This window comes from Methylocystis sp. (genome assembly GCF_050246715.1).
In the GTDB taxonomy this organism is placed as follows: domain Bacteria; phylum Pseudomonadota; class Alphaproteobacteria; order Rhizobiales; family Beijerinckiaceae; genus Methylocystis.
The window spans coordinates 1-20,463 of sequence record NZ_JBFWVN010000028.1 but is presented as its reverse complement, the minus strand read 5'-3'; the positions used below and the strand labels follow the sequence as shown (position 1 = coordinate 20,463).

The window sequence follows — 20,463 nt, the reverse complement described above, 5'->3', positions numbered from 1 at the left end:
CAGCGCGCTCATCAAGCGGCTTCCTGCGGCGTCACCCTAAGAGCGGTGACGCGATTTCTGATCTTGCGCATCACCTCGAAGCGGAAGCCGTGATAGGTGAAGACCTGCCCAGCTTCAGGAATCGCTCCCGCCTCGTGGATCACCAGGCCAGCGATCGTGGTCGCTTCCTCATCGGGCAATTCCCAGTCCATGACGCGGTTCAAATCGCGCACCGGCACGGCGCCGTCGACCAACACCGATCCGTCGGGCTGCGGGCGCACGCCCTGAACGGCAAGATCATGCTCGTCACGAATGTCGCCGACGATTTCCTCGAGTATGTCTTCAAGCGTGACGAGTCCCATCACCTCGCCATATTCGTCGACGACCAGAGCGAAATGAGTCTTGCGCTTCAGAAAGGCTTCGAGCTGATCCTCCAGCGTCGTGGCCTCGGGCACAAACCAGGGCGCGAACATCACTTCGTCGACGCTGATTTTCGAGGCGTCGCCGCCGGCGGCGTTCAACGCCCGCAGCATGTCCTTCGAATGCAGAACGCCAATAAAATTGTCCGGTCGCTCGCGCCAAAGCGGCATGCGGGTGAACGGCGACGACAATACCTCGCGCACGATTTGCGCCGGCGGCAGGTCTGCCTCGATCGTGCGCATCTTGGTGCGGTGGATCATCACGTCGGAAACATGCAGCACCTGCAAATCGAGGACGCCGCCGAACATGTCGCGCGCGGAGCGTTCGACATTGCCTTCTTCATGCAATATGTCGACAGCGCTTTTCAATTCATCATAAGGCGAAAGCACGGTTCGACCGTGGCCGACTTCGACGCCCGTCAGCTTCAACACCATGAGCACGACATATTCGACGCCGGCGAGGAGCGGACCCACGATGCGCACGAAGGGCGCGATAAATTGCGCGACGCGCAGAGACGTCTCATCGGGATGATTGATCGCCAGCGTCTTCGGCAAAACTTCGGCGAATACCAGCAGCACCACCGTCATGATGATGGTGGCGTATATCGCGCCATTGTCGCCGGCGACGACGACGAGCACGCTCGTCGTGAAAGCGGAGCCGCCGATATTGACCAGCGTGCCGCCGAGCAGCAGCGCGGCGATCATCCGGTTGCGCTGGCGCAGCAGGCGGTTCACTGCCGCAGCGCGCTTATCGCCCTCTTTTTCGAGAGAATGCATCCTTGCGTGCGAAGCGGCGGTGAGCGCCGTCTCCGACCCCGCAAAGAACGCTGAAAGGAAGACGCAGATCGCGACGATGACAACCGCAGTCCAAACGTCGACTGGCGGCGCGCCGGTTTCGAGGCCATGCATGGGACTATGTCCGCTTCAACTCGTCCTTAAGAAAACCAACCGTCTCAGCGGCGTCCACGGATTTGGCGACGAACGCCTCGCCGATGGCGCGCAGTAGAACAAAGGTCAGGGCGCCGCGCTCGACCTTCTTGTCCTGATACATCGCGTCGAGAATCGCCTGCGCGTCATCGCCCCAATCCGGAATGTCGCGGATTTTGGTCGGCAGCCCGACGGATTGGAGATGGCGTTCGAGCCGCTCCGCGACGGCGGCGGCGCACAGACCGCGGCGCGCCGAAAAACGCGCCGCGCACACTAGCCCGATCGCGACGCCCTCGCCATGAACGAGGCGGGCGCTGTCATAGCCGGTCAGGCGCTCGAAGGCGTGACCGAAGGTGTGGCCGAGGTTGAGAAGCGCCCGTTCGCCCTGCTCGGTTTCGTCGCGCCCGACAATCGTCGCCTTGGTCTCGCAACTCACCGCGATCGCGCAAATCTGTTCCGCCCGACTGTGGAAAACGGCGTCCGAGTCGGCTTCAAGCCAGTCGAAGAAGCGAGCGTCGCCGATGAGGCCATATTTCACGATCTCGGCATAGCCGGCGCGAAACTCACGCGGCGGCAATGTCCGCAGCGCATCGACGTCGGCGAGAACCAGCGACGGCTGATAGAAGGCGCCGATGAGATTCTTGCCATGCCGGGAATTGATCCCGGTCTTGCCGCCGACCGATGAATCGACCTGCGACAAGAGCGTCGTCGGAATTTGTACGAAGCGCGAGCCGCGACGCACGCTCGCGGCGACAAAACCCGCAAGATCGCCAACGACGCCGCCGCCAAGCGCGACGATCAGATCGCGCCTCTCGATCCTGGCGGCCAGCACGTCGTCGCAGACGCGGCCGAAAACTGAAAGCGATTTCGACGCCTCGCCTGGCGGAACGATGATGGTCGTCGTGCGCAGACCGGCTTTCTTCAGGCTCTGTTCGACTGTCGGAAGATGTAGTCTCGCGACATTCTCGTCAGTGATGACGGCGCAAGCGGTGCCGGGAGCGATCCCTGCAATATGGTCGCCGGCGCGCTGCAGCAGCCCGTCGCCGATTATGATGTCGTAGGAGCGCCCGCCAAGGGCGACCTTTACGGTCTCTTGACGAGCGGATTCTTCGCCTTCCGCGCGTGCTGGATAGAGATGAGTCATGGCCCTGGCGAAACCTTTGCTTTGCGCGCGCCGTCTGAGTTCTTCTAACCTCGGCAATTCGGCGGCGAGAAGGGCGAGCGTGTCATCCGCCATCGCGTCCTGAGGAATTTCCCCCGATTCGATGCGAAGATCGGCCAATTCGTATAGGGGGCGTCGCGCCTCCATCAACTTGCGCAGCGTCTCCTCGGGATCGTCCGTCTGCAGCAAGGGCCGATCGTTTTTGCGCCGCACGCGCTTCAACAGGATTTTGAGATCGGCGTCGAGCCAGATGGATACGCCCCGCTCGGCGATACGGTCGCGGGTGCGAGGATCGAGAAACGCCCCGCCGCCAGTCGCAAGCACGATCGGACCGCTGTTTAAGAGGCGCATGATCACGCGACGTTCTCCGTCGCGGAAGTAGCGCTCGCCATATTTGGCGAAAATCTCCGGAATGGACATGCCGGCTGCGGCGACGATTTCGGCGTCGGCGTCGACGAAAGGCAGGCCCAGTCGCGCGGCAAGCCTTTGACCGATGGCGCTCTTGCCGGAGCCCATCATGCCGACAAGCACGATCGCCCGACCGTCAAGTGCCGAGCGGACGGCCCGGACGCGCTCGTCATTTGGCGCATGGGGAGCCGGCAGGACGACGCCGGAGCATTGTGGTCGGGTCATTTGCGCACATTTAACCCGCGTGGAGCGGAATTTCATCCGCTCCGTTGAGCGCGCGCTTCAGATAGGCCGCCATGAACGCGGGCAGCCGGGCGTCCGACAGCGCCGCCGGACTGGAAATCATGTGAGCGTCGGCGAGTTCAGGCGCGCTTTCGGATGCAAGAAACGCCCTGACCTTCGCAGCGAGAGCCTGGGACGGCGCATCAAAGTCCAATCTCTTGATGCAGGCGACCTTCTGACGATCGAAGACGACCGTCCAATTCGCCGCCGCGCGCGCCTCGGCCGCGTCGAGACCCGTCTCTTCCGCGAGTTCGCGCACCAGACTGCCGGCAAGATCGACGCGGCCGCCGGCGACGATGTCGGAAGGGTCAGGCGTGCCGCAGGGAAAATACAGCCGACCGGCGAAGGAGTGGCTCGGTCCCATCTCGCCGAGAAGATAGGCGCCGTCGCAGGCGCGGACCGCCGGCATGGAAAAACAGTTGTAGATCGATTTGTCCGGCCAGCCGAGATCGCGCCAGACGAGAAAGCGCGAGAACCGCGTCTTGAAGAACGACATGCGCAGGATGCGCGCGCCATCATCGCCGATCGCGCGCGAGACGCGACAGGCGAGCAGCACTAAACCATCGTATAGCGCCGGATTCGCGCGGCGCCGTTCCTCCCAGTGTCGCTCGATCATGGCGGACCGCTCTTCCGCGAAGCGCCAATGGTGATCGACGAAGCGACACTCAAGCCGGTCGACCTCCAGAATTTCGACAGTCACAGTCGGACCGCTCCTTGACCGCGCACGCGTCTGGCGGGGGAGCGCATGTTGCGACGCTTCGTTACGCCTGCATGCGCAGAAGCGCCGTGCTGTCACGGAATTCGACGATCTCGACAATGCGGCCATCTTCGAAGCGCACGAAATCGGCAAGCTGAACCTGGCCGCAACGACCGGTGCCGCGGTGGCGCCATTCGACGGTTCGACGCGTCGCCGCGTTTCCGCCGTCGACGATGACCTCATCTGGCGTCACATGTCCCAACTGTTCGAATTCCGTGCCAATGTCGCGCACGATGTTGATCAACGCCTCAATGCCGCGATGTCGTCCAGCATACGCGATCGTCGCTCGGTCGCCAACGAATTCGCATACCACGTCGGGCGAACATATTTCGCGGAGCAACGCAATGTCTGGCCCGCACGAGAAACGGCTCGTGGCGACCAGCCAGCGCGCCATTTCGTCGCGCGGAAGTCCGGGGCCGCGCGGATTAAGAATTTCGTCGAGACTATTCGGCAAGAAATCCGCGCCATGAGACACGCAACGATAGTCGCGGAACTCATACATTTCCGAAACCAGCCCGTTTCGCCATCGCAGAAAATGCGCCATTTCCATTCGGTGGATCTGGCCTGTCGCGCGGTGACGCCAACTGCTCAGCCAACGCAGCGCGGTCCTGTCGCCCTCGACCAGAACCGCGAGAATCTCCGCCTCGATCGGTTCATAGTCGACGTCAACGCGACGCAAATGCGCGCGCAGCGCGTCTCGTCCACGCCATTGTCCAGGAGGCACGAGGCCAAGCCGTGAGCAACTGTAGTTCAGTTCGACGTCTTCGACGAAGTGTTCGACCAATGTCTGGACGTCATACGACATGCGGCTCCGCACGATCTCATGGACGCGGCGGCGCGTTTCGCTCTCGATAACCTGACTCGACCGCTCGCCCGGCCCCTGCATTCATCCCCCGTTACGGCGACGCTTTCGTTGTTATGCGACGCGCCGGCGGCATGGTCGGCATTTATGCCAAATCAGAACGCGCGTTCGCTTTTTTTGAGATCATTATGCGCTAATTGCGGTCCTTGTCGACCAACTTGTTCTTGCCGATCCAGGGCATCATGTCGCGGAGGCGAACGCCGACATCTTCAATGGGATGCGCATTGTTTCGCGCCCGGATCGCCTTGAAGGACGTCTGGCCGACTCTGTTCTCCAGCATCCAGTCGCGTGTAAATTTACCGGTCTGGATATCGTCAAGCACGCGCTTCATCTCGGCTTTGGTTTCCTTGGTGATGATGCGCGGACCGGTCACATATTCTCCATACTCGGCAGTGTTGGACACCGAATAATTCATGTTGGCGATGCCGCCCTCATAGATGAGATCGACGATCAGCTTCACTTCATGTAGACATTCGAAATAGGCCATTTCCGGCGCATAGCCCGCTTCGACCAGCGTTTCAAAACCGGCGCGGATCAGTTCGACGAGGCCGCCGCACAGCACGACCTGCTCGCCGAAAAGATCCGTCTCGCATTCTTCCCGGAACGTCGTTTCAATAATGCCGGCGCGGCCGCCGCCGATCGCCGAAGCATAGGACAGCGCGATCTGCTTGGCGTTGCCCGAAGCGTCCTGATGCACCGCCATCAGGCAAGGCACGCCGCCGCCCTTGAGATATTCGCCGCGCACGGTATGGCCGGGCCCTTTTGGCGCGACCATGGCGACGTCGAGATCGGCGCGCGGCTCGATCAGATTGAAATGAATGTTGAGCCCATGCGCAAAGAAAAGCGCCGCCCCCTGCTTGAGATTGGGCGCAAGCTCATTGGCGTAGATTTCGCCCTGAAGCTCATCGGGCGTGAGCATCATGACGACGTCGGCCCATTTGGCCGCGTCGGCGACGCTCATCACCTTGAGCCCGGCGCTTTCAGCCTTTTTAGCCGACGCCGAGCCGCCGCGCAGCGCCACTGCGACCTCGGCGACGCCGCTGTCTTTCAAATTAAGCGCATGCGCATGGCCTTGGCTGCCATAACCGACGATGGCGACTTTCTTGCCCTTGATCAAATTGATGTCGGCGTCCCGATCGTAATAAACGCGCATGTGCTCTGCTTCCCTTGATCTGCGTGCGCTCTTTAGATCACGCCGCCTTTGGACGGAATCGCCCAAAGGCAGATAATGTGATCGATTCCATAAGCTTAGAGCGCGCTTTGCGCGAAATGCCGGATTCCGCTTTTTCGCGAGCCGCGCTCTATGGGAACGGCGCGCCCCTGCGCCGTCGAATTCGTTGGCGGCCCCTTCTACGCGGGCCGCCGGACAAGGTCAAAATTCCTGCGCTTTAGATTGGCTCCGGCCCGCGCGCGATGGCGGCGACGCCTGTGCGGGATACTTCGACAAGGCCGATCGGGCGCATGAGATCGACAAATTCGTCGATCTTGTGCGGCTTGCCGGTCAGTTCAAAGATGAAGCTCTCGGTCGTCGCATCGACGATGCGGGCGCGAAAAGCCTCGGCGAGCTGGAGAGCGAAGGTGCGATGCTCGCCCCTGCCCTTGACCTTGACCATGGCGAGCTCGCGTTCGAGCGAGCGCTTCGACACGGTGAGGTCGGTCACTTGATGCACGGGGACGAGGCGCTCGAGCTGATGATGGATTTGCTCGATGGTCTCCGGCGCGCCAGAGGTCAGAATGGTGATGCGCGAAAGATGTTCGGCATGGGCGACTTCGGCGACGGTAAGGCTCTCGATATTGTAGCCGCGACCCGAGAACAGGCCGACAACGCGCGCAAGAACGCCCGGCTCATTGTCGACGAGCACGGAAAGCGTATGCGACTCAGCCTTGGAGTTCGTCGTCGCCGCGGCATAGGGCGAAGGAGGAGAAGCAGGGGCGTTCATTTTTCTTCCTGGCAGTCGGCGGATCGGCAGTCGGCAATCGGCGCGTCCTACGACTGCCGACTGACGAGGTCCGACCGCCTAAACAAGCATTTTTCCTTTTTCATCGATCACCGCCCCGATCTCGATGCCGGCGTCGTCGGAGAGATCGGCAAGCAGCATGTCGTTATGCGCCTTGCCCGACGGGATCATTGGGAAGCAGTTTTCGACCTTGTCGACGACGCAGTCGAAAATCACCGGCCCGTCATAGTCGATCATTTCCTTTATCGCGTCGTCGAGCGAGGCGGGATCGGCGCAGCGGATGCCCTTGGCGCCAAATGCCTCGGCAAGCTTGACGAAATCGGGGAGCGCCTCGGAATAGCTGTGGGAATAGCGCCCGCCATGCAGCAGCTCCTGCCACTGGCGCACCATGCCCATATATTCATTGTTGAGGATGAAGATTTTCACCGGCAGTCGATATTGGATCGCCGTCGACATTTCCTGAATGCACATCAGGATCGAAGCTTCGCCGGCAATGTCGATTACGAGCGAACCCGGATGCGCGAGCTGCGCGCCGATCGCCGCTGGTAGGCCGTAGCCCATGGTGCCTAGGCCGCCAGAGGTCATCCAGCGGTTGGGCTCTTCGAAATGATAGTGCTGGGCCGCCCACATCTGATGCTGCCCGACCTCGGTCGTAATGTACACATCACGGTCCTTGGTCAGCGCATAGAGCCGCTGCACCGCGTATTGCGGTTTGATTGCAGTATCCGAGTTACGGAACGCGAGCGATTTTCTTGCCCGCCACTCGTCGATCTTCGCCCACCAATGATCGAGCGGCTGTTTCTCGGCGCTCATCGCTTCCGCTCGCCACAGGCGCACCATGGTCTCGAGCACATGGCCGCAATCGCCGACGATGGCGAGATCGACTTTGACGTTTTTATTGATCGACGACCGATCGATGTCGATATGGATTTTTTTCGAGCCCGGCGAAAAGGCGTCGAGACGTCCGGTGATGCGGTCGTCGAAACGCGACCCGACCGCGATCATCAGATCGCAGTCATGCATGGCGTGATTGGCTTCCCAGGTGCCGTGCATGCCGAGCATGCCGAGCCAGTTCTCGCCCGATCCGGGATAAGCGCCGAGCCCCATCAGCGTCGAGGTGATCGGAAAACCCGTCAGGCCGACGAGTTCACGCAACAAGGTCGAGGCCGCAGGTCCGGAATTGATGACGCCGCCGCCGGTATAAAAGATCGGACGCTCGGCCGCCGCCATCATTCGCACCGCCTTCTGGATCGTCTCCATGTCGGCGTCGAGCTTTGGATGATAGGTCTTATGCGTGGCGCTGCGCGGCGGCGCGTAAACGCCGCGCGCAAACTGCACGTCCTTGGGAACGTCGATCACCACGGGGCCGGGCCGACCGGACGAGGCCACATAGAAGGCCTCATGCAGCACCCGCGGCAGATCGGCGATGTTCTTGACCAGATAATTGTGCTTCGTGCAGTGGCGGGTGATGCCGACCGTGTCGCATTCTTGAAAGGCGTCCGAGCCGATGAGATGCGTCGGCACCTGGCCGGTGATGCAAACGACCGGGATCGAATCCATCAGCGCGTCGGTCAGGCCCGTCACCGTATTGGTCGCGCCCGGTCCAGAGGTGACGAGCAGCACGCCGACCTTGCCGGAGGAGCGCGCATAGCCCTCGGCGGCGTGCGCCGCGCCCTGCTCATGGCGCACGAGAATGTGCTGCACCTTGTCCTGATGGAACAGCACGTCATAGATCGGCAGGACCGCGCCGCCGGGATAGCCGAAAATAATCTCCACGCCCTGGTCCTTCAGGGCTTCGACCACCATTTCGGCGCCGGTCATTTCCTTCGACATCGTCTCTTTCCGTCTTGCTGCTCGCGGCGGGCGATTAGGATTTTTCGTGGTTCGGGCAACAAAAAAGGCCCTCTTGGGGCCTTGGGTCAAGCGCCGCTGGCGGAGGCCGGGCCTAGCCCCGCTCCGTCCCTGGCGCTTCAGATACGAGAATTGCGCGCATATGCGTTCCCTCTATCGCGCGGAACGTTACGGGAGGCGCGGCGGATAATCAAGGGCCTGAGAGCGTCCCCGACCGCTCTTCTTCGCGAGCGATCCGCCCGCAAGCCGCTTCGGTCGAGCCGCTCATGCGCCTTCCGCCTTCAAGACCTGCGTCACGCCCTCGTCAGCCGCCATCATGTCGTGATGTTTCTGGACGCTCGGATATTTCGACAGCCCGTCCTCCAGCATCGACGCCGCCCAGCGCTCCATCGGAAACACATAGGCGTCGAGATAGCTGAGCTTGTCGCCGATCATGTAGCGGCACCCCGCAAGACGCGCGTCGAGAAAGTCGAACTTCCTGCGCACCAGCGCCCTGCTGGCTTCTCGAACCTCGTCCAACGCCTCCTTCGTCCGGGCGCGCGTGTAGCGATTGGGCGAGAACAGCGGGAAAAACGCAGGGTGGAGATCGCCGGTGATAAAGGAAGACCAGCAGTCCGCCTCGGCTTCTTCGCGCGGCGAACCGTCCGCCGCGATCCCCGCCTGCGGGAAGCGGCGCGCGAGGTAGCGCAACACGGCCGCGGCCTGGGTCAGAATCCAGCCTTCGCCGGTGTCGAGCGCCGGCACCGCGCCCGCCGGATTGATCTTCAAATATTCCTTATCGCCGAACGCGACCGCTTCGGTCTCGTAAGGTTCGCCGATCCATTCGAGAACGATATGCGGCGCGAGCGAACATGCGCCAGCGTGATAGTAGAGCTTGACCATGACAGCCTCCGGCTGAGAGCGTCGCCCTTAGAATAGGGCGGGCGGCGGCAGGAGGCTCGGCGCTATCCTTCGCCGCAGTCGAGAATCCAGGTCTTGTCGCAAAGGGCGACATAGAGGCGCTCCTGGCCGAGCGCCGCGCCGAGCTCGCTGGCGAGTTCGTTGAGCATCGCTTCGATCTCTGCGTCAGGCAGGTCGCCGAGATAGGCATGTACGGCCTCGCCGGTGAAAATCGCGACCGGCTCGCGGTCCGACCCGACCGAGCCGTCATCCTTGCGCCAGGCGTAGGTCACCTCGCCGCGGGTGAACATGCCGGAGAGCGCCGGCTGCCCCGCCTCGACGCGCCGCCGCATCCAGGCGCGGGCGCAGCGCACCGCTTCCGACACGTCATAGACCCGCCCCTCCGCCTCCCAGCCCTCGCGCAGGCCGACGGTGATACGAAAGTCGCGCCGCGGCCCGAGCGAGCCGTCAACGAGGCGATAGAGGCGTTTGGTCATGAGCGGGAAGGTAACGCGCCGAACGCGGGCGAGGAAGCGAGAGAACCTACCGGGGTTTCAAAACCCGCATCCGAATTCGACCGGGTTCGACGACCGAGAAATGGCCTGCCCAATCATCTCGTTCCGCAAGCCGCGCCGCCAAGGCGGCGCCAATGGACTGCGCGGGCAGCGCCGAAATGCGAAACAGCACGATGCCGCAGGAAACAGGCAAACCCGACCGCCAAGCGAGTTCGCCGAAATCCTTGTCGAAGGTCAGGAGAATGCGGGCTTCTTTCTCCGCTAGCGCGAGCACTTGCAAGTCGCTGGAGCCGGACGCACTCTCGCTGATCCAGCTTACGTCGTGACCCGCCGCGCGAAGCGCGACCACCGCATCACCAGGGAAATTCTCATCCGCGATGAAGCGCATCTTAGGCTGCGCTTGGATAAATCTTTTCCGACTTCAGCAGATCTCGCGCGAAGGCAAGGCAGGCCACAACATCCTCGTGCGTCAGACTGGGATAATTGCGGACAATGTCCGCTTCGTTCCAGCCGTCCGCCATCAGGCCGATGATAAATTCGACCGACAGGCGCGTACCGCGCACCACCGGCTTGCCGGCCAGTACCGTGGGATCGAGCACGATGCGGGAATATGTAGTCATTGCGTCAACATAAACCGGCGGTACAGGAAAATCACGTCGGTGTTCTTCTCGCGCCAATCTTCGTTAGTCGGCCCTTCCGTCGTCATGGCCGGGCTTGTCCCAGCCATCCACGAAAATTCGAGCGCGCCCTTCACCCCTCCAACAACCGCCGCGCGATCACCTGCGCCTGTATCTCCGCCGCGCCCTCGAAAATATTGAGGATGCGGGCGTCGCAGAGCACGCGCGACACCGGATATTCGAGCGCGAAGCCGTTGCCGCCGTGGATTTGCAACGCATTGTCCGCCGCCGCCCAAGCGACGCGGGCGCCCAAGAGCTTCGCCATGCCGGCCTCGAGATCGCAGCGCTTGCCCTCGTCCTTCTCGCGCGCGGCAAAATAGGTGATCTGGCGGGCGATATGAATCTCTACCGCCATCGAGACGATTTTGTTGAAGACGCGCGGGAAGGAGAACAGCGGCTTGCCGAACTGGACGCGCTCCTTCGCGTATTTCAGCCCGAGGTCGAGCGCACATTGGGCGACGCCGAGCGCCCGCGCCGCCGTCTGGATGCGCGCCGACTCAAAGGTCTCCATGAGCTGCTTGAAGCCCTTGCCCTCCTCGCCGCCGAGCAGGTTTTCGGCCGGCACCTCGAAATTGTCGAAGCCGATCTCGAATTCCTTCATGCCGCGATAGCCGAGCACTTCGATCTCGCCGCCGGTCATGCCCTTGGCGGGAAAAGGATCGCTGTCGGTGCCGCGCGGCTTCTCGGCGAGCAGCATCGAGAGGCCCTTATAGCCCTTCTCATTCGGATTGGTGCGCACCAGCAGCGTCATCACGTCGGCGCGCACCGGATGGGTGATCCAGGTCTTGTTGCCGACGACCTTGTAGACGCCGCCCTCCAGCGTCGCGCGGGTGCGCAGGCCGGCGAGGTCGGAGCCGTTGTTGGGCTCGGTGAAGACCGCGGTCGGCAGGATTTCGCCCGAAGCGATCTTGGGGAGATATTTCTCCTTCTGCGCCGGCGTGCCGCCGACGAGGATCAGTTCGCCGGCGATTTCGGAGCGCGTGCCGAGCGAGCCGACGCCGATATAGGCGCGTGACAATTCCTCGGAGACGACGCACATGGCGATTTTGCCCATGCCCGAGCCGCCGAATTCCTCCGGGATCGTCAGGCCGAACACGCCGAGTTCGGCGAGGCCAGAGATGACGCTGAGCGGGATATATTCGTTCTTGGCGTGCCACTCCTGCGCATAGGGCGTGACATTGTCGAAGGCGAATTTGCGCATCTCGCTGCGGATCGCCTCAAGCGTCTCGTCGAGGCCGGAGGCGCCGACCGTCTCGGCCGCGGCGTGATGGTCGATGAGTTCGGCGAGGCGGGCGCGGTTCGCCGGCGTATTGCCGGAAAGGATCAGCCGGTCGACACAAGCGGGACGCCGTTCCGCGATCTGCTGGCTTGAAAGCCCGAAATCGCTGAGCCGGACGATCTCGCCCTGGCTCATCGGAATGCCGCCGTAGATTTGGGCGAGGAATTCGGCGAAGCCGATCTGGTTCAGAAGCTCCTCGGTCTCGCCATAGGCGCCCTCGGCGGAAAGACGCTCGGCATAGTCGATGAGTTCGCGCAGACCCTGGACATAGGTCGCAAGCCACGCGAGGCCGTGGGCGGCGTGCTGGTCGGCCTCGAACAAATCATTGGCGATCTTGCCGTCGCGGGAGACGCGGGCGCGCACGCTGGCGAGGGCTTCCCTGTAAAGCACCTCGACGGCGGCGAGCGCCTCCTTCGCGTCGCTGGTCCAATCGGCGGCTTCAAGTTTCGTCGCGACGGCTGCGGTCATTTTGCTTTCCGGAATGTGAGCCCCTAGGGGGCGGACGCCCACCCTCCCCCTCGATGCAGTGATAGACCTTTCCGAAGGGGTGTTTCGGCCTACATGCCGCCATTTGGCCTAAGACGCAACCGGTCCCCCCCCCGCGCTCGCAGTGCTCCGAACTCGAGCCAAATTCACCTCACGTGTTGCCGTCATGCCCGCGCTTGTCGCGGGCATCCACGCCGGGACATCGCGAAACGCGTCGAGCGGCGAGGATATGTTCGGCTCATGTTTTCAAATTTGCATCGCGTCATGGCGTGGATGCCCGCGACAAGCGCGGCCATGACGCGGTGAGATGACGCATCACTTACCTGGAATGCGAGCCCTGCTTGCGGCTGCGAGGCGGAGGCGATCAGATTTTTTCGATGATCAGCGGCAGCGCGCCCTTGGGCCGCGTGGTGAAATCGGGGGCGAGCTCCGGCCGATATCCTTCAACCGGCGCGAAGCGAAAATCCCGGACGAGCGTCGCGAGGATCGCGGTCATTTCCAGCATCGCGAAACCCATGCCGATGCAGATGCGCGGGCCGGCGCCGAAGGGCAGGTAGGCGCAGCGAGGGCGCGCCTTGGCTTTTTCCGGCGCGAAACGGTCGGGGTCGAAAGCGTTCGGTTCGTCCCAGAGTTTCTCGTGACGATGCAGCGCCCAGATCGCGGCATAGACCGGCTCGCCCTTGGGAATTTTATGGGACCCGAGCATCAAATCTTCGCGCGGCTGTCGCCCGGTCGCGGCGGCCGGCGGAAAGAGGCGCATCGATTCTTGAATCGCCTGCTTCGCGAACTGCAGCCTCTCCACTGTTTGCGGCCCGATGTCGGCGTCGCCGGCGATCGCGCGGACTTCGTCGCGCAGGCGCTCCTGCGACGCCTGATCCTTGGCCAGCAGCCACAGAGTCCAGCCGAGCGCCACGGCCGAGGTTTCATGGCCCGCGACGAGAAACCCATAAAGATTGGCGATGAGTTCGGCGTCGGTCATCGACCGGCCGCTTTCGGGGTCCCTGGCGGCGAGCATTCGATCGACGATCGCCAGCGTTTGCCCGCCCGCCGCGCGCCGCGCCGCGAGGAGACGCGCGGTCTCGTCGTAAAGATAGCGCATGTTGCGATAGATTTTTGAGGAGCCCGGAAACGGCAGCCAGTTCGGCAGTCGAAGCAAAGCGAAAATCCGTCCCCAAGATACGCCGCCGAAACTCTCCTGCATGGCGGCGATGAATTTGCCGCGGTCGAAGGCGCCGGCGACGCCGAGCACGGCCTTCTCGATGACCGCGAAGGTGACGTTCGACATGGCGTTCATCACATCGACCGGCGCGCCCTGCGGCGCATGGCGCCAGTCGTCGGCCTGGGCTTTGGCGCAATCGACGAATGTCGGCGTGAGGGCCAGAATATTTTCGTGTCGGAAGGCGGGCGCCAAAGCGCGCCGCTGCCATTTCCAGTCGGCGCCTTCGACAAAGAACAGCGCATCCCGATTGATCGTCGATGACAGCGCGCCCACGGTGATGTAGTCGCGCGCAAAACTTTCGGCGCGCGTGACCAACATGTCTTCGATCAATTCGGGATCGGCGATGTAATGCGTGCGCCCGACGAGCGGCCATATCCCGTCAAGCGTGAAATAATCTTCGCGATAGGCGGCGGGCGGCCAGTTTTCGAGAAAATTGCTTTTGGCAGAGCGCCAGGACGGCCGCTCATTGGGCGTGAAAGGCGTGAAATCCGGATCGTGAAACATCGCAGGGCTCCTACGCCGCGAGGATATTCGCTTCTATGACGAGGACGAAATTGCGCAGGGAGATCGGGCGAAGGATGGTTTTCCTCGTCCTTCGAGACGTGTGCTGCGCACGCTCCTCAGGATGAGGAAGCCCTTCACCCGATCGCCCTGCGAAGCTGCGCGAAAAATCAGCGCAGAAATAAGCCCGCCGTTCCCATCAAATCCCGCAGCGGCGCAAGCCCCGCCAAGCGAAGATAGCGAGTATCAGCATCGGCAGCGCGACGCCGATGAGCGGCCCGGCGAGACCGGCCGGCGGGCGCGCCATCAGCTCTTCGTCCGCCTGCGTGAATTTCGGCATCGCGGCGTAATCCTGCGCGGTCAGCGACGCGCCGGCCTTGGCGCGGGAGAGGAAGAATTCGCGCCAGTCGAAATGAAAGGCGCGGATGCGGTCGAGAAAGGCGCGATAGCGCGTCTCGCCTGAGCCGGCGATGTCGGCCATCGCCTGATAGGTCAGATAGGCGGGCGAGAGATAGCCGAGCCTGTCGGCCATGTCGCGCTGGCGGGCAAGCTGCGCGTCATGCTGGGCGACGATCGCTTCGACACGCTGAAAGGCCGCCTCCTGCGTCGCGAGACGACGCAGCGTCATCTCCAGCGCGCCGCCCGCCGGTCTGCCGCCGCCGCCATGTTCGTCGGCATAGCGCGCGAGCGAAGCGTCGCGCGCCTTGTCGGCGTCGGTCGAGGCGGCGCGCGCCGCCAGCACCATGTCGATGCGCGACGGCGCGGGATGCGCGAAAGCGGCGAGACTGTTGATCGCGGCGGGCAGGATCATGGTGATCGCCACCCAGGCGCCGATCAGCGTCAGCGCGTTGAAGGCCGAGCCCCGGCCAAGCCCGTCGACCGCCGCCGCCAGCGCCGCCCAGAAGAGCCCATAGATCAGAACCGCGACGGCGAGAGCGGCGAAGCCCGGCGAGGCAAGGCGCTCCCAGCCGGCGAAGAACCAAACGCCCGCCGTGACGGCGAGCAACATCGCGAGAATCGGCGCGGCGACGCGCGCCATGAGCTTGCCGGCAAGCGCCGCGGCGGGACGGCGCGCCGAGGCGAGCGACATGGCGAGCGTGCCCTGCTCGCGCTCGCCGGCGAGCAGATTGAAGGCCATCGCCAGAACGACGAGCGGATAGACGAAGACGACGACAAAGGCGAGATCGGTCGCGCCCGACATTAGATTGGCGGGATTGTCGATCTCGTCGGCAAAGAGAAAACTGTCCTTCGAGCCCGTCGTCACCCGAACCGCGGGCGGCAGCAAATCGCTCTGGCCGGTCGCGACGAGTCCCAAAGGCGCGGGCGCGAGCGCTGCGACCCTCGCGGCGGGCCCGCCGCCCATGAAGGCGGCGTTGCGCGGATCGCGATAGGGCGGCGGCTCCGGCGTTGGCTTGCCCTGCGCGTCAGCCTCCTGCAATTGCGCGAGCGTTTTTTGAAGGCGCGAAATCCGCTGGGTCTCGTCGGCGCGCGCCGCGTCGATCGTCGCCTGCTGCGCCGCGACCCGCGCCGACCCCATGGCAAGGGCGAAGAGCGCGACGCCGGCCAAAATGATGAGCGCGAACCAAACCGCGCCGTCGCGGCGCATCATCCGCGCTTCGAAACGCATGCCGGCAAGGAAAGCGGAAGACATCGGCGCGTCTCAAGCCGGCCGCAGCCGTCGCGCGGCGAAAGCCGCGAACACGACCGCGAGCGCAAGCCAGCCGAACAGCGCCGCGATCGGCAGCGCGCTGTGACCGAGCGCGAAGCCGGCGCCGGGCGCGCGATAGGAGAAAGCGGCGATCTTGCGCCACAGCTCCGGTCCCGCGACGTAAGCATTGTCGTGGGCGAAATGGATGATGTTGTCGCTGACTTCGTTTTGAATGTCGCGCCGATGGGCCTCGGCGGCCGTGGCGAAATCGAACTGGCTGCGGCTGTCGACGCCGGCGAAGGCCATCGAGAGCGGCCTTAGCGCGAGCAGCGGAAACAGGAATCCGGACGCAGCGCGCAGCGAGTCCTGCCGATCGAAACTCGACTGCAGGGCGGCGAAATGGCGGTCGAAAATTACATAGCCGCTCTCGTCGTCCTTGCGTAGCGCAAGGCCGCGGAAATTGACCGGCAAATCCTCGATGCGCGTAACGCCATATTTCTTCAAGGTCGCGTCGCGGAAGGCGACGAAGCCAGGATGGCTTTCGTCGTGGCCGAAAGTCTTCGCCTTGTCTTGAACGATGCCGGCGCGAAACTCCTGCCATGTCGGCGTCGGCGCGACCGCGCGCGCGGCGTCGGTCGCGAGGCGCGGCGCCAAAAACGAATTGGCGAGCCAGAAGGCGAGCAGCGTGACGAGCGCGGCGCGGGAGTTTTTCGCCAGCGCCGAAACGCCAAGCGCCAGAAAGGCGAAGCCCGCGAGATAGACCGCATAAGCCGCGCCAAGCGCGCCGAGCCGGATGAATTGGTCGGCGAGCGACAGGCGCTCACGATCGACGAAGAAGTACAGCGCGAGAGCGGCGCCGATGAAGGCGGGCGCGAGCAGCGCGAAAATCGCGCCGATCAGCGCCAGCGCCTTGCCAGCGAGAATGTCGCGCGGGCGTGCGCCGACGCTGAGCAATTGTTTGAGCGTTCCGCTTTCGCGTTCGCCGGAAAAGCTCGCAAAGCCCATCAGGATGACGATGAGCGGCGCGATCGTCTGCAGGATGAAGGCGAGCGACAGCGACCCTAGGCGCGCGCCGACGCCGCCGTCGCGCGCCTGTTTGAACTGAGTTTCGTTCTGCTTATGCGCCTCGAGCCACACGGCCGATCCGACATAGGCGTCGACGCCGGGATCGGCGAGCGACAGCGGGCTCAGCGGCTTGAAGGCATATTGGCCGAAATGCGCGGCGGCATGCGGATTCTTTGCGCTCTGTCCGACCCAGAGCTCGCGATCGGCTTTGGCCGCAGCGTCGCGCTCGTGAAGCAAGCGGGCGTCTTCGACAAAGCCGAAAGCGAGCGCGGCGAGCATCAGCGCGACGATGAAGGCGCTAAGCCAGACGAGGCGACGGTCGCGCGAAAGCTCCAGCCATTCCTTGCCGGCGACGGCGTGCATGACGCGCCAGCGGCTCTTCGCCGGCGCCGCCGCAGCGAAAGGGGCGAGCGCGAGTTCGCTCATGCAGCCCTCGCGAAAAGATCGAGATAGGCGCGCTCCAGACCGAGATGATCGACGTCATCGGCGCCGAACACCGAAGCGAGACGCCCCTGCGCCATGATGCCGATCCGCGTGCCGCATTGCTTGGCGAGGAAGAGGTCGTGCGTGACCATCAGCACCGCCATGCCGTCCTTGCGCAGCCGCTCGATCAGCGCCGCGAATTCATTCGCCGCCAGCGGATCGAGGCCCGAGGTCGGCTCGTCGAGCACCAGCGCCTGCGCGCGCCTTGCAAGAGCGATGGCGACGCCGACCTTTTGGCGCATGCCCTTGGAATAATCCCTCACGGGGCGATGCGCTGCGTCTTGTGGAAGGCCGGCGGCGGCGAGCAGCGACAGCAGCGTCTCACGCGGCGCTTCGGCGCCCGAGATTTCAGTGAAATATTGCAGATTTTCGAGGCCGGTGAGCGCGCCATAGAGCATCACCTGCTCGGGGATATAGGCGAGTCGCGCCCGCGCCGCCGACGGATCGATCGCGGCGTCGACGCCGCAGACGAGCGCCTGTCCCGCCGTCGGCTCGATGAAATTCAGGAAAAGATTGACGGTCGTCGTCTTGCCGGCGCCGTTTGGGCCGAGCAGGCAAAACACTTCACCCGCCGGCACGATCAAATTCAAGCGATCGAGCGCCGGCGCGGGAGCGCCGTCATAAATTTTTGTGAGATTGCGCGCTTCAAGCATCGCCGCATCCGCCCTACGGCTCGACTCCGGCGCGCGTGGCCTCGCGCCGGTGTCGGTTATGTCGTCCGCTTCAACCCTGCATCATCGGCTCAGGGCGGTCAAGCCGCAGCAATCAGTGCGGAGCGGCGCCCAGACTCGAGACGTCGACCTTCACGCCCGGACCCTGGGTCGAGCAGATGGCGACGCGCTGGATGTAAGTGCCCTTGGCGCCCTGCGGCTTCGCCTTGGCGACGGCGTCGACGAAGGCCTTGATGTTTTCGACGAGCTTGCCGTCGTCGAAGGAGGCCTTGCCGACCGTGCCCTGGACAATGCCGGCCTTTTCGACGCGAAACTCCACCGCGCCGCCCTTACTGGCCTTCACCGCGCCGGCGACGTCCATCGTCACCGTGCCGACCTTCGGGTTCGGCATCAGGCCGCGCGGGCCCAGCACCTTGCCGAGACGGCCGACGAGCGGCATCATATCCGGCGTCGCGATGCAGCGGTCGAAGTCGATCGTCCCGCCCTGCACCGTCGTGACGAGGTCCTCCGCGCCGACCACGTCGGCGCCCGCCGCCTTGGCTTCGTCGGCCTTAGGGCCGCGCGCGAAGACCGCGACCCGCAGCGTGCGGCCTGTGCCGTTCGGCAGATTGACCACGCCACGCACCATCTGGTCGGCGTGTTTGGGGTCGACGCCGAGATTCATGGCGATTTCGACGGATTCGTCGAACTTCGCCTTGGCGCGCTCGCGCACCAGCTTCACCGCCTCGTCGATGGCGTAGAGCTTGGTGCGTTCAATGCCCTCGCGGGTCTTCGCTATGCGTTTTCCGATATGCGCCATGGTTCTACTCCACCACCTGGAGGCCCATCGCGCGGGCGGAGCCTTCGATCATCGACATTGCGGATTCGACCGTGGCGCAGTTGAGGTCGGGCATTTTCTTTTCCGCGATTTCGCGGATCTGCGCCTTGGTCACCTTGCCGACGACGTTGCGCCCCGGCGTCTTGGAGCCGGAGGCGGGCTTCTTGCCGATCTTGAGGCCCACGGCCTTCTTTAGAAAAAAGCTGACCGGCGGCTGCTTCATTTCGAAGGTGAAGGAGCGGTCCTGATAGGCGGTGATGACGACGGGGATCGGCGTCCCCTTCTCGATCTGTCCCGTCTTGGCGTTGAACGCCTTGCAGAACTCCATGATGTTGAGGCCGCGCTGGCCGAGCGCGGGTCCGATCGGCGGCGACGGATTGGCCGCGCCGGCCGGCACTTGCAGTTTGATGTAGCCGGCGATTTTTTTCGCCATTTGCTATCTCCAACGAAAGGCGCCCGCCGCGATCTTTCACGCGTCGGCGCCGGTTGCAGGTCGTGGTCCAGTCCGGAACTCCCCGATGGCGTCAGGGCGGACCCGCCACGTATGATGTCCTCGGGCGGCGGGACCGCCCAAGGAATGGCGGCTTTTAGGGGAAGGCGGGGGAAAGAGCAAGCGCCGGCCGGGCTTCGCGCCTGTCTCCTGCAAAAATCGCCCGCCCCAGCGGAGCCTCGTTATTTCGTAAATGACGAACGAACCAATGTCGTCTGTTCGCCGTAACGCGGAACGACTGACGGGAGGGCGGAACGTGGAATCTAATATCGAACCTGTCGTGATCATCACTGGCGCGTCGCGCGGCATCGGGCGGCGGCTGGCGCTCGACTGCGCCCGATATGGAATGGCGGTCGTGGTCAATTATCGATCGAACGAGGCGGCCGCCGCAGCGGTGGTGGATGAAATCAAAAGCGCAGATGGACGCGCCTGTGCGGTTAGGGCGGACGTCAGCGACGAACATGAGGCGCGGCGCCTCATTGACGCGTGCATCGACCAGTTCGGCCGACCGGGGTGCGTCATCAACAATGCAGGCGCGGCCCCCATTCGAACGATCGACGAGTTGGACGGCGCGACCTTTCAACAGACGTTGAACGCCAATCTCCTTTCGGCGTTTTACGTGTCGCAGGCGGCCATCCCGCATCTCAAGCAAAATGGCGGACGGCTCATTTTCATGTCTTCCGGAGCGTCGCGGATCGGCGGCAGGGTCTCCGCCGCCTATGCGGCGTCGAAGGCCGGCATGAAAGGGCTGATGCGCTATTACGCGCAATATCTGCGCGAACATCGCATCACCGCGAATGCGATCGCGCCGCTGCTGATCGAAACCGACATGCTGGCCGGAATGGACCTGCCGCCGCCAGCCGATCTGCCGCTGGGACGGACGGGACGGCCCGAAGAGATCTGGCCGGCTGTGCGCATGATCATCGAGACGGAATATCTGACGGGACAGACGATCCATCTCAACGCCGGACGATATATGACGTAAAGCGCGCAGAAGTGTGAGAGCCGATCCTGAAAGAAGTTGAGTCGAAAGAGTCGGTTGTGATTCTCTTGCGAAGAGGATGATTCGCAAGGGAGTTGCGGATGTGGAAGCCGGAGCATCGCGTCTTGGCCGATCGTCGCGGCCTT

General features: G+C 63.5%; 19 protein-coding genes. 1 reads left to right on the top strand and 18 read right to left on the bottom strand.

Translation table 11 applies throughout. From position 1 onward, the window contains the following. Positions 1–11: 11 nt before the first annotated feature. The 18 genes from AB7I51_RS10325 to rplK form a co-directional block, all read right to left on the bottom strand. Entirely contained in the window at positions 12–1,307 is a 1,296-nt protein-coding gene (locus AB7I51_RS10325) for an HlyC/CorC family transporter (protein WP_428404337.1), read from the bottom strand. A gap of 4 nt (positions 1,308–1,311) precedes the next feature. Beyond that, positions 1,312–3,120 (bottom strand): 3-dehydroquinate synthase, encoded by a 1,809-nt coding sequence (gene aroB, locus AB7I51_RS10320; protein WP_428404338.1) that lies wholly within the window; start codon positions 3,118–3,120, stop codon positions 1,312–1,314. 10 nt (positions 3,121–3,130) lie between these two features. After that, a complete protein-coding gene (locus AB7I51_RS10315) occupies positions 3,131–3,877 on the bottom strand; it encodes an NUDIX hydrolase (RefSeq protein ID WP_428404339.1) in 747 nt (248 codons plus the stop codon). A 61-nt stretch (positions 3,878–3,938) separates the two neighbouring features. Then, positions 3,939–4,739: a nuclear transport factor 2 family protein gene (locus tag AB7I51_RS10310; RefSeq protein ID WP_428404340.1), complete on the bottom strand. Its 801-nt coding sequence runs from the start codon at positions 4,737–4,739 to the stop codon at positions 3,939–3,941. 190 nt (positions 4,740–4,929) lie between these two features. Next, positions 4,930–6,015: a ketol-acid reductoisomerase gene (gene ilvC, locus AB7I51_RS10305; RefSeq protein ID WP_428404341.1), complete on the bottom strand. Its 1,086-nt coding sequence runs from the start codon at positions 6,013–6,015 to the stop codon at positions 4,930–4,932. A gap of 169 nt (positions 6,016–6,184) precedes the next feature. Beyond that, the gene (gene ilvN, locus AB7I51_RS10300) at positions 6,185–6,736 is read right to left on the bottom strand and encodes an acetolactate synthase small subunit (RefSeq protein WP_428404342.1); all 552 of its coding nucleotides are present in this window, start codon (positions 6,734–6,736) and stop codon (positions 6,185–6,187) included. 78 nt (positions 6,737–6,814) lie between these two features. Beyond that, a complete protein-coding gene (locus AB7I51_RS10295; protein WP_428404343.1) occupies positions 6,815–8,587 on the bottom strand; it encodes an acetolactate synthase 3 large subunit in 1,773 nt (590 codons plus the stop codon). 282 nt (positions 8,588–8,869) lie between these two features. After that, positions 8,870–9,487, bottom strand: coding sequence for a glutathione S-transferase family protein (locus AB7I51_RS10290; RefSeq protein WP_428404344.1), 618 nt, complete (start codon positions 9,485–9,487; stop codon positions 8,870–8,872). Between the two features lie 62 nt (positions 9,488–9,549). Continuing rightward, on the bottom strand, positions 9,550–9,981 hold the full coding sequence (locus AB7I51_RS10285) for a hypothetical protein (protein ID WP_428404345.1): 432 nt from the start codon (positions 9,979–9,981) through the stop codon (positions 9,550–9,552). Positions 9,982–10,027: 46 nt separating this feature from the next. Next, entirely contained in the window at positions 10,028–10,387 is a 360-nt protein-coding gene (locus AB7I51_RS10280) for a DUF5615 family PIN-like protein (RefSeq protein ID WP_428404346.1), read from the bottom strand. Position 10,388: 1 nt separating this feature from the next. Further along, positions 10,389–10,676: a DUF433 domain-containing protein gene (locus tag AB7I51_RS10275; protein WP_428406190.1), complete on the bottom strand. Its 288-nt coding sequence runs from the start codon at positions 10,674–10,676 to the stop codon at positions 10,389–10,391. Between the two features lie 73 nt (positions 10,677–10,749). Then, positions 10,750–12,423, bottom strand: a complete 1,674-nt coding sequence (locus tag AB7I51_RS10270; protein WP_428404348.1) for an acyl-CoA dehydrogenase family protein — start codon at positions 12,421–12,423, stop codon at positions 10,750–10,752. 382 nt (positions 12,424–12,805) lie between these two features. Further along, entirely contained in the window at positions 12,806–14,164 is a 1,359-nt protein-coding gene (locus AB7I51_RS10265; protein WP_428404349.1) for a cytochrome P450, read from the bottom strand. A 196-nt stretch (positions 14,165–14,360) separates the two neighbouring features. Continuing rightward, positions 14,361–15,812 carry a DUF3526 domain-containing protein gene (locus tag AB7I51_RS10260; protein ID WP_428404350.1) on the bottom strand — a complete coding sequence of 484 codons (1,452 nt, stop codon included), beginning with the start codon at positions 15,810–15,812 and terminating at the stop codon, positions 14,361–14,363. A gap of 9 nt (positions 15,813–15,821) precedes the next feature. Further along, positions 15,822–17,300, bottom strand: coding sequence for a DUF3526 domain-containing protein (locus tag AB7I51_RS10255; RefSeq protein ID WP_428404351.1), 1,479 nt, complete (start codon positions 17,298–17,300; stop codon positions 15,822–15,824). Then, a complete protein-coding gene (locus tag AB7I51_RS10250) occupies positions 17,297–18,010 on the bottom strand; it encodes an ABC transporter ATP-binding protein (RefSeq protein WP_428404352.1) in 714 nt (237 codons plus the stop codon). The genes AB7I51_RS10255 and AB7I51_RS10250 overlap by 4 nt, the downstream gene beginning before the upstream one ends. Positions 18,011–18,122: 112 nt before the next feature. After that, a complete protein-coding gene (gene rplA, locus AB7I51_RS10245; RefSeq protein ID WP_428404353.1) occupies positions 18,123–18,827 on the bottom strand; it encodes a 50S ribosomal protein L1 in 705 nt (234 codons plus the stop codon). 4 nt (positions 18,828–18,831) lie between these two features. After that, positions 18,832–19,278 carry a 50S ribosomal protein L11 gene (gene rplK, locus AB7I51_RS10240; RefSeq protein WP_428404354.1) on the bottom strand — a complete coding sequence of 149 codons (447 nt, stop codon included), beginning with the start codon at positions 19,276–19,278 and terminating at the stop codon, positions 18,832–18,834. A gap of 313 nt (positions 19,279–19,591) precedes the next feature. Here rplK and AB7I51_RS10235 point away from each other — a divergent pair, with 313 nt between their 5' ends. Further along, entirely contained in the window at positions 19,592–20,320 is a 729-nt protein-coding gene (locus AB7I51_RS10235) for an SDR family NAD(P)-dependent oxidoreductase (RefSeq protein ID WP_428404355.1), read from the top strand. The last annotated feature ends 143 nt before the right edge of the window (positions 20,321–20,463 follow it).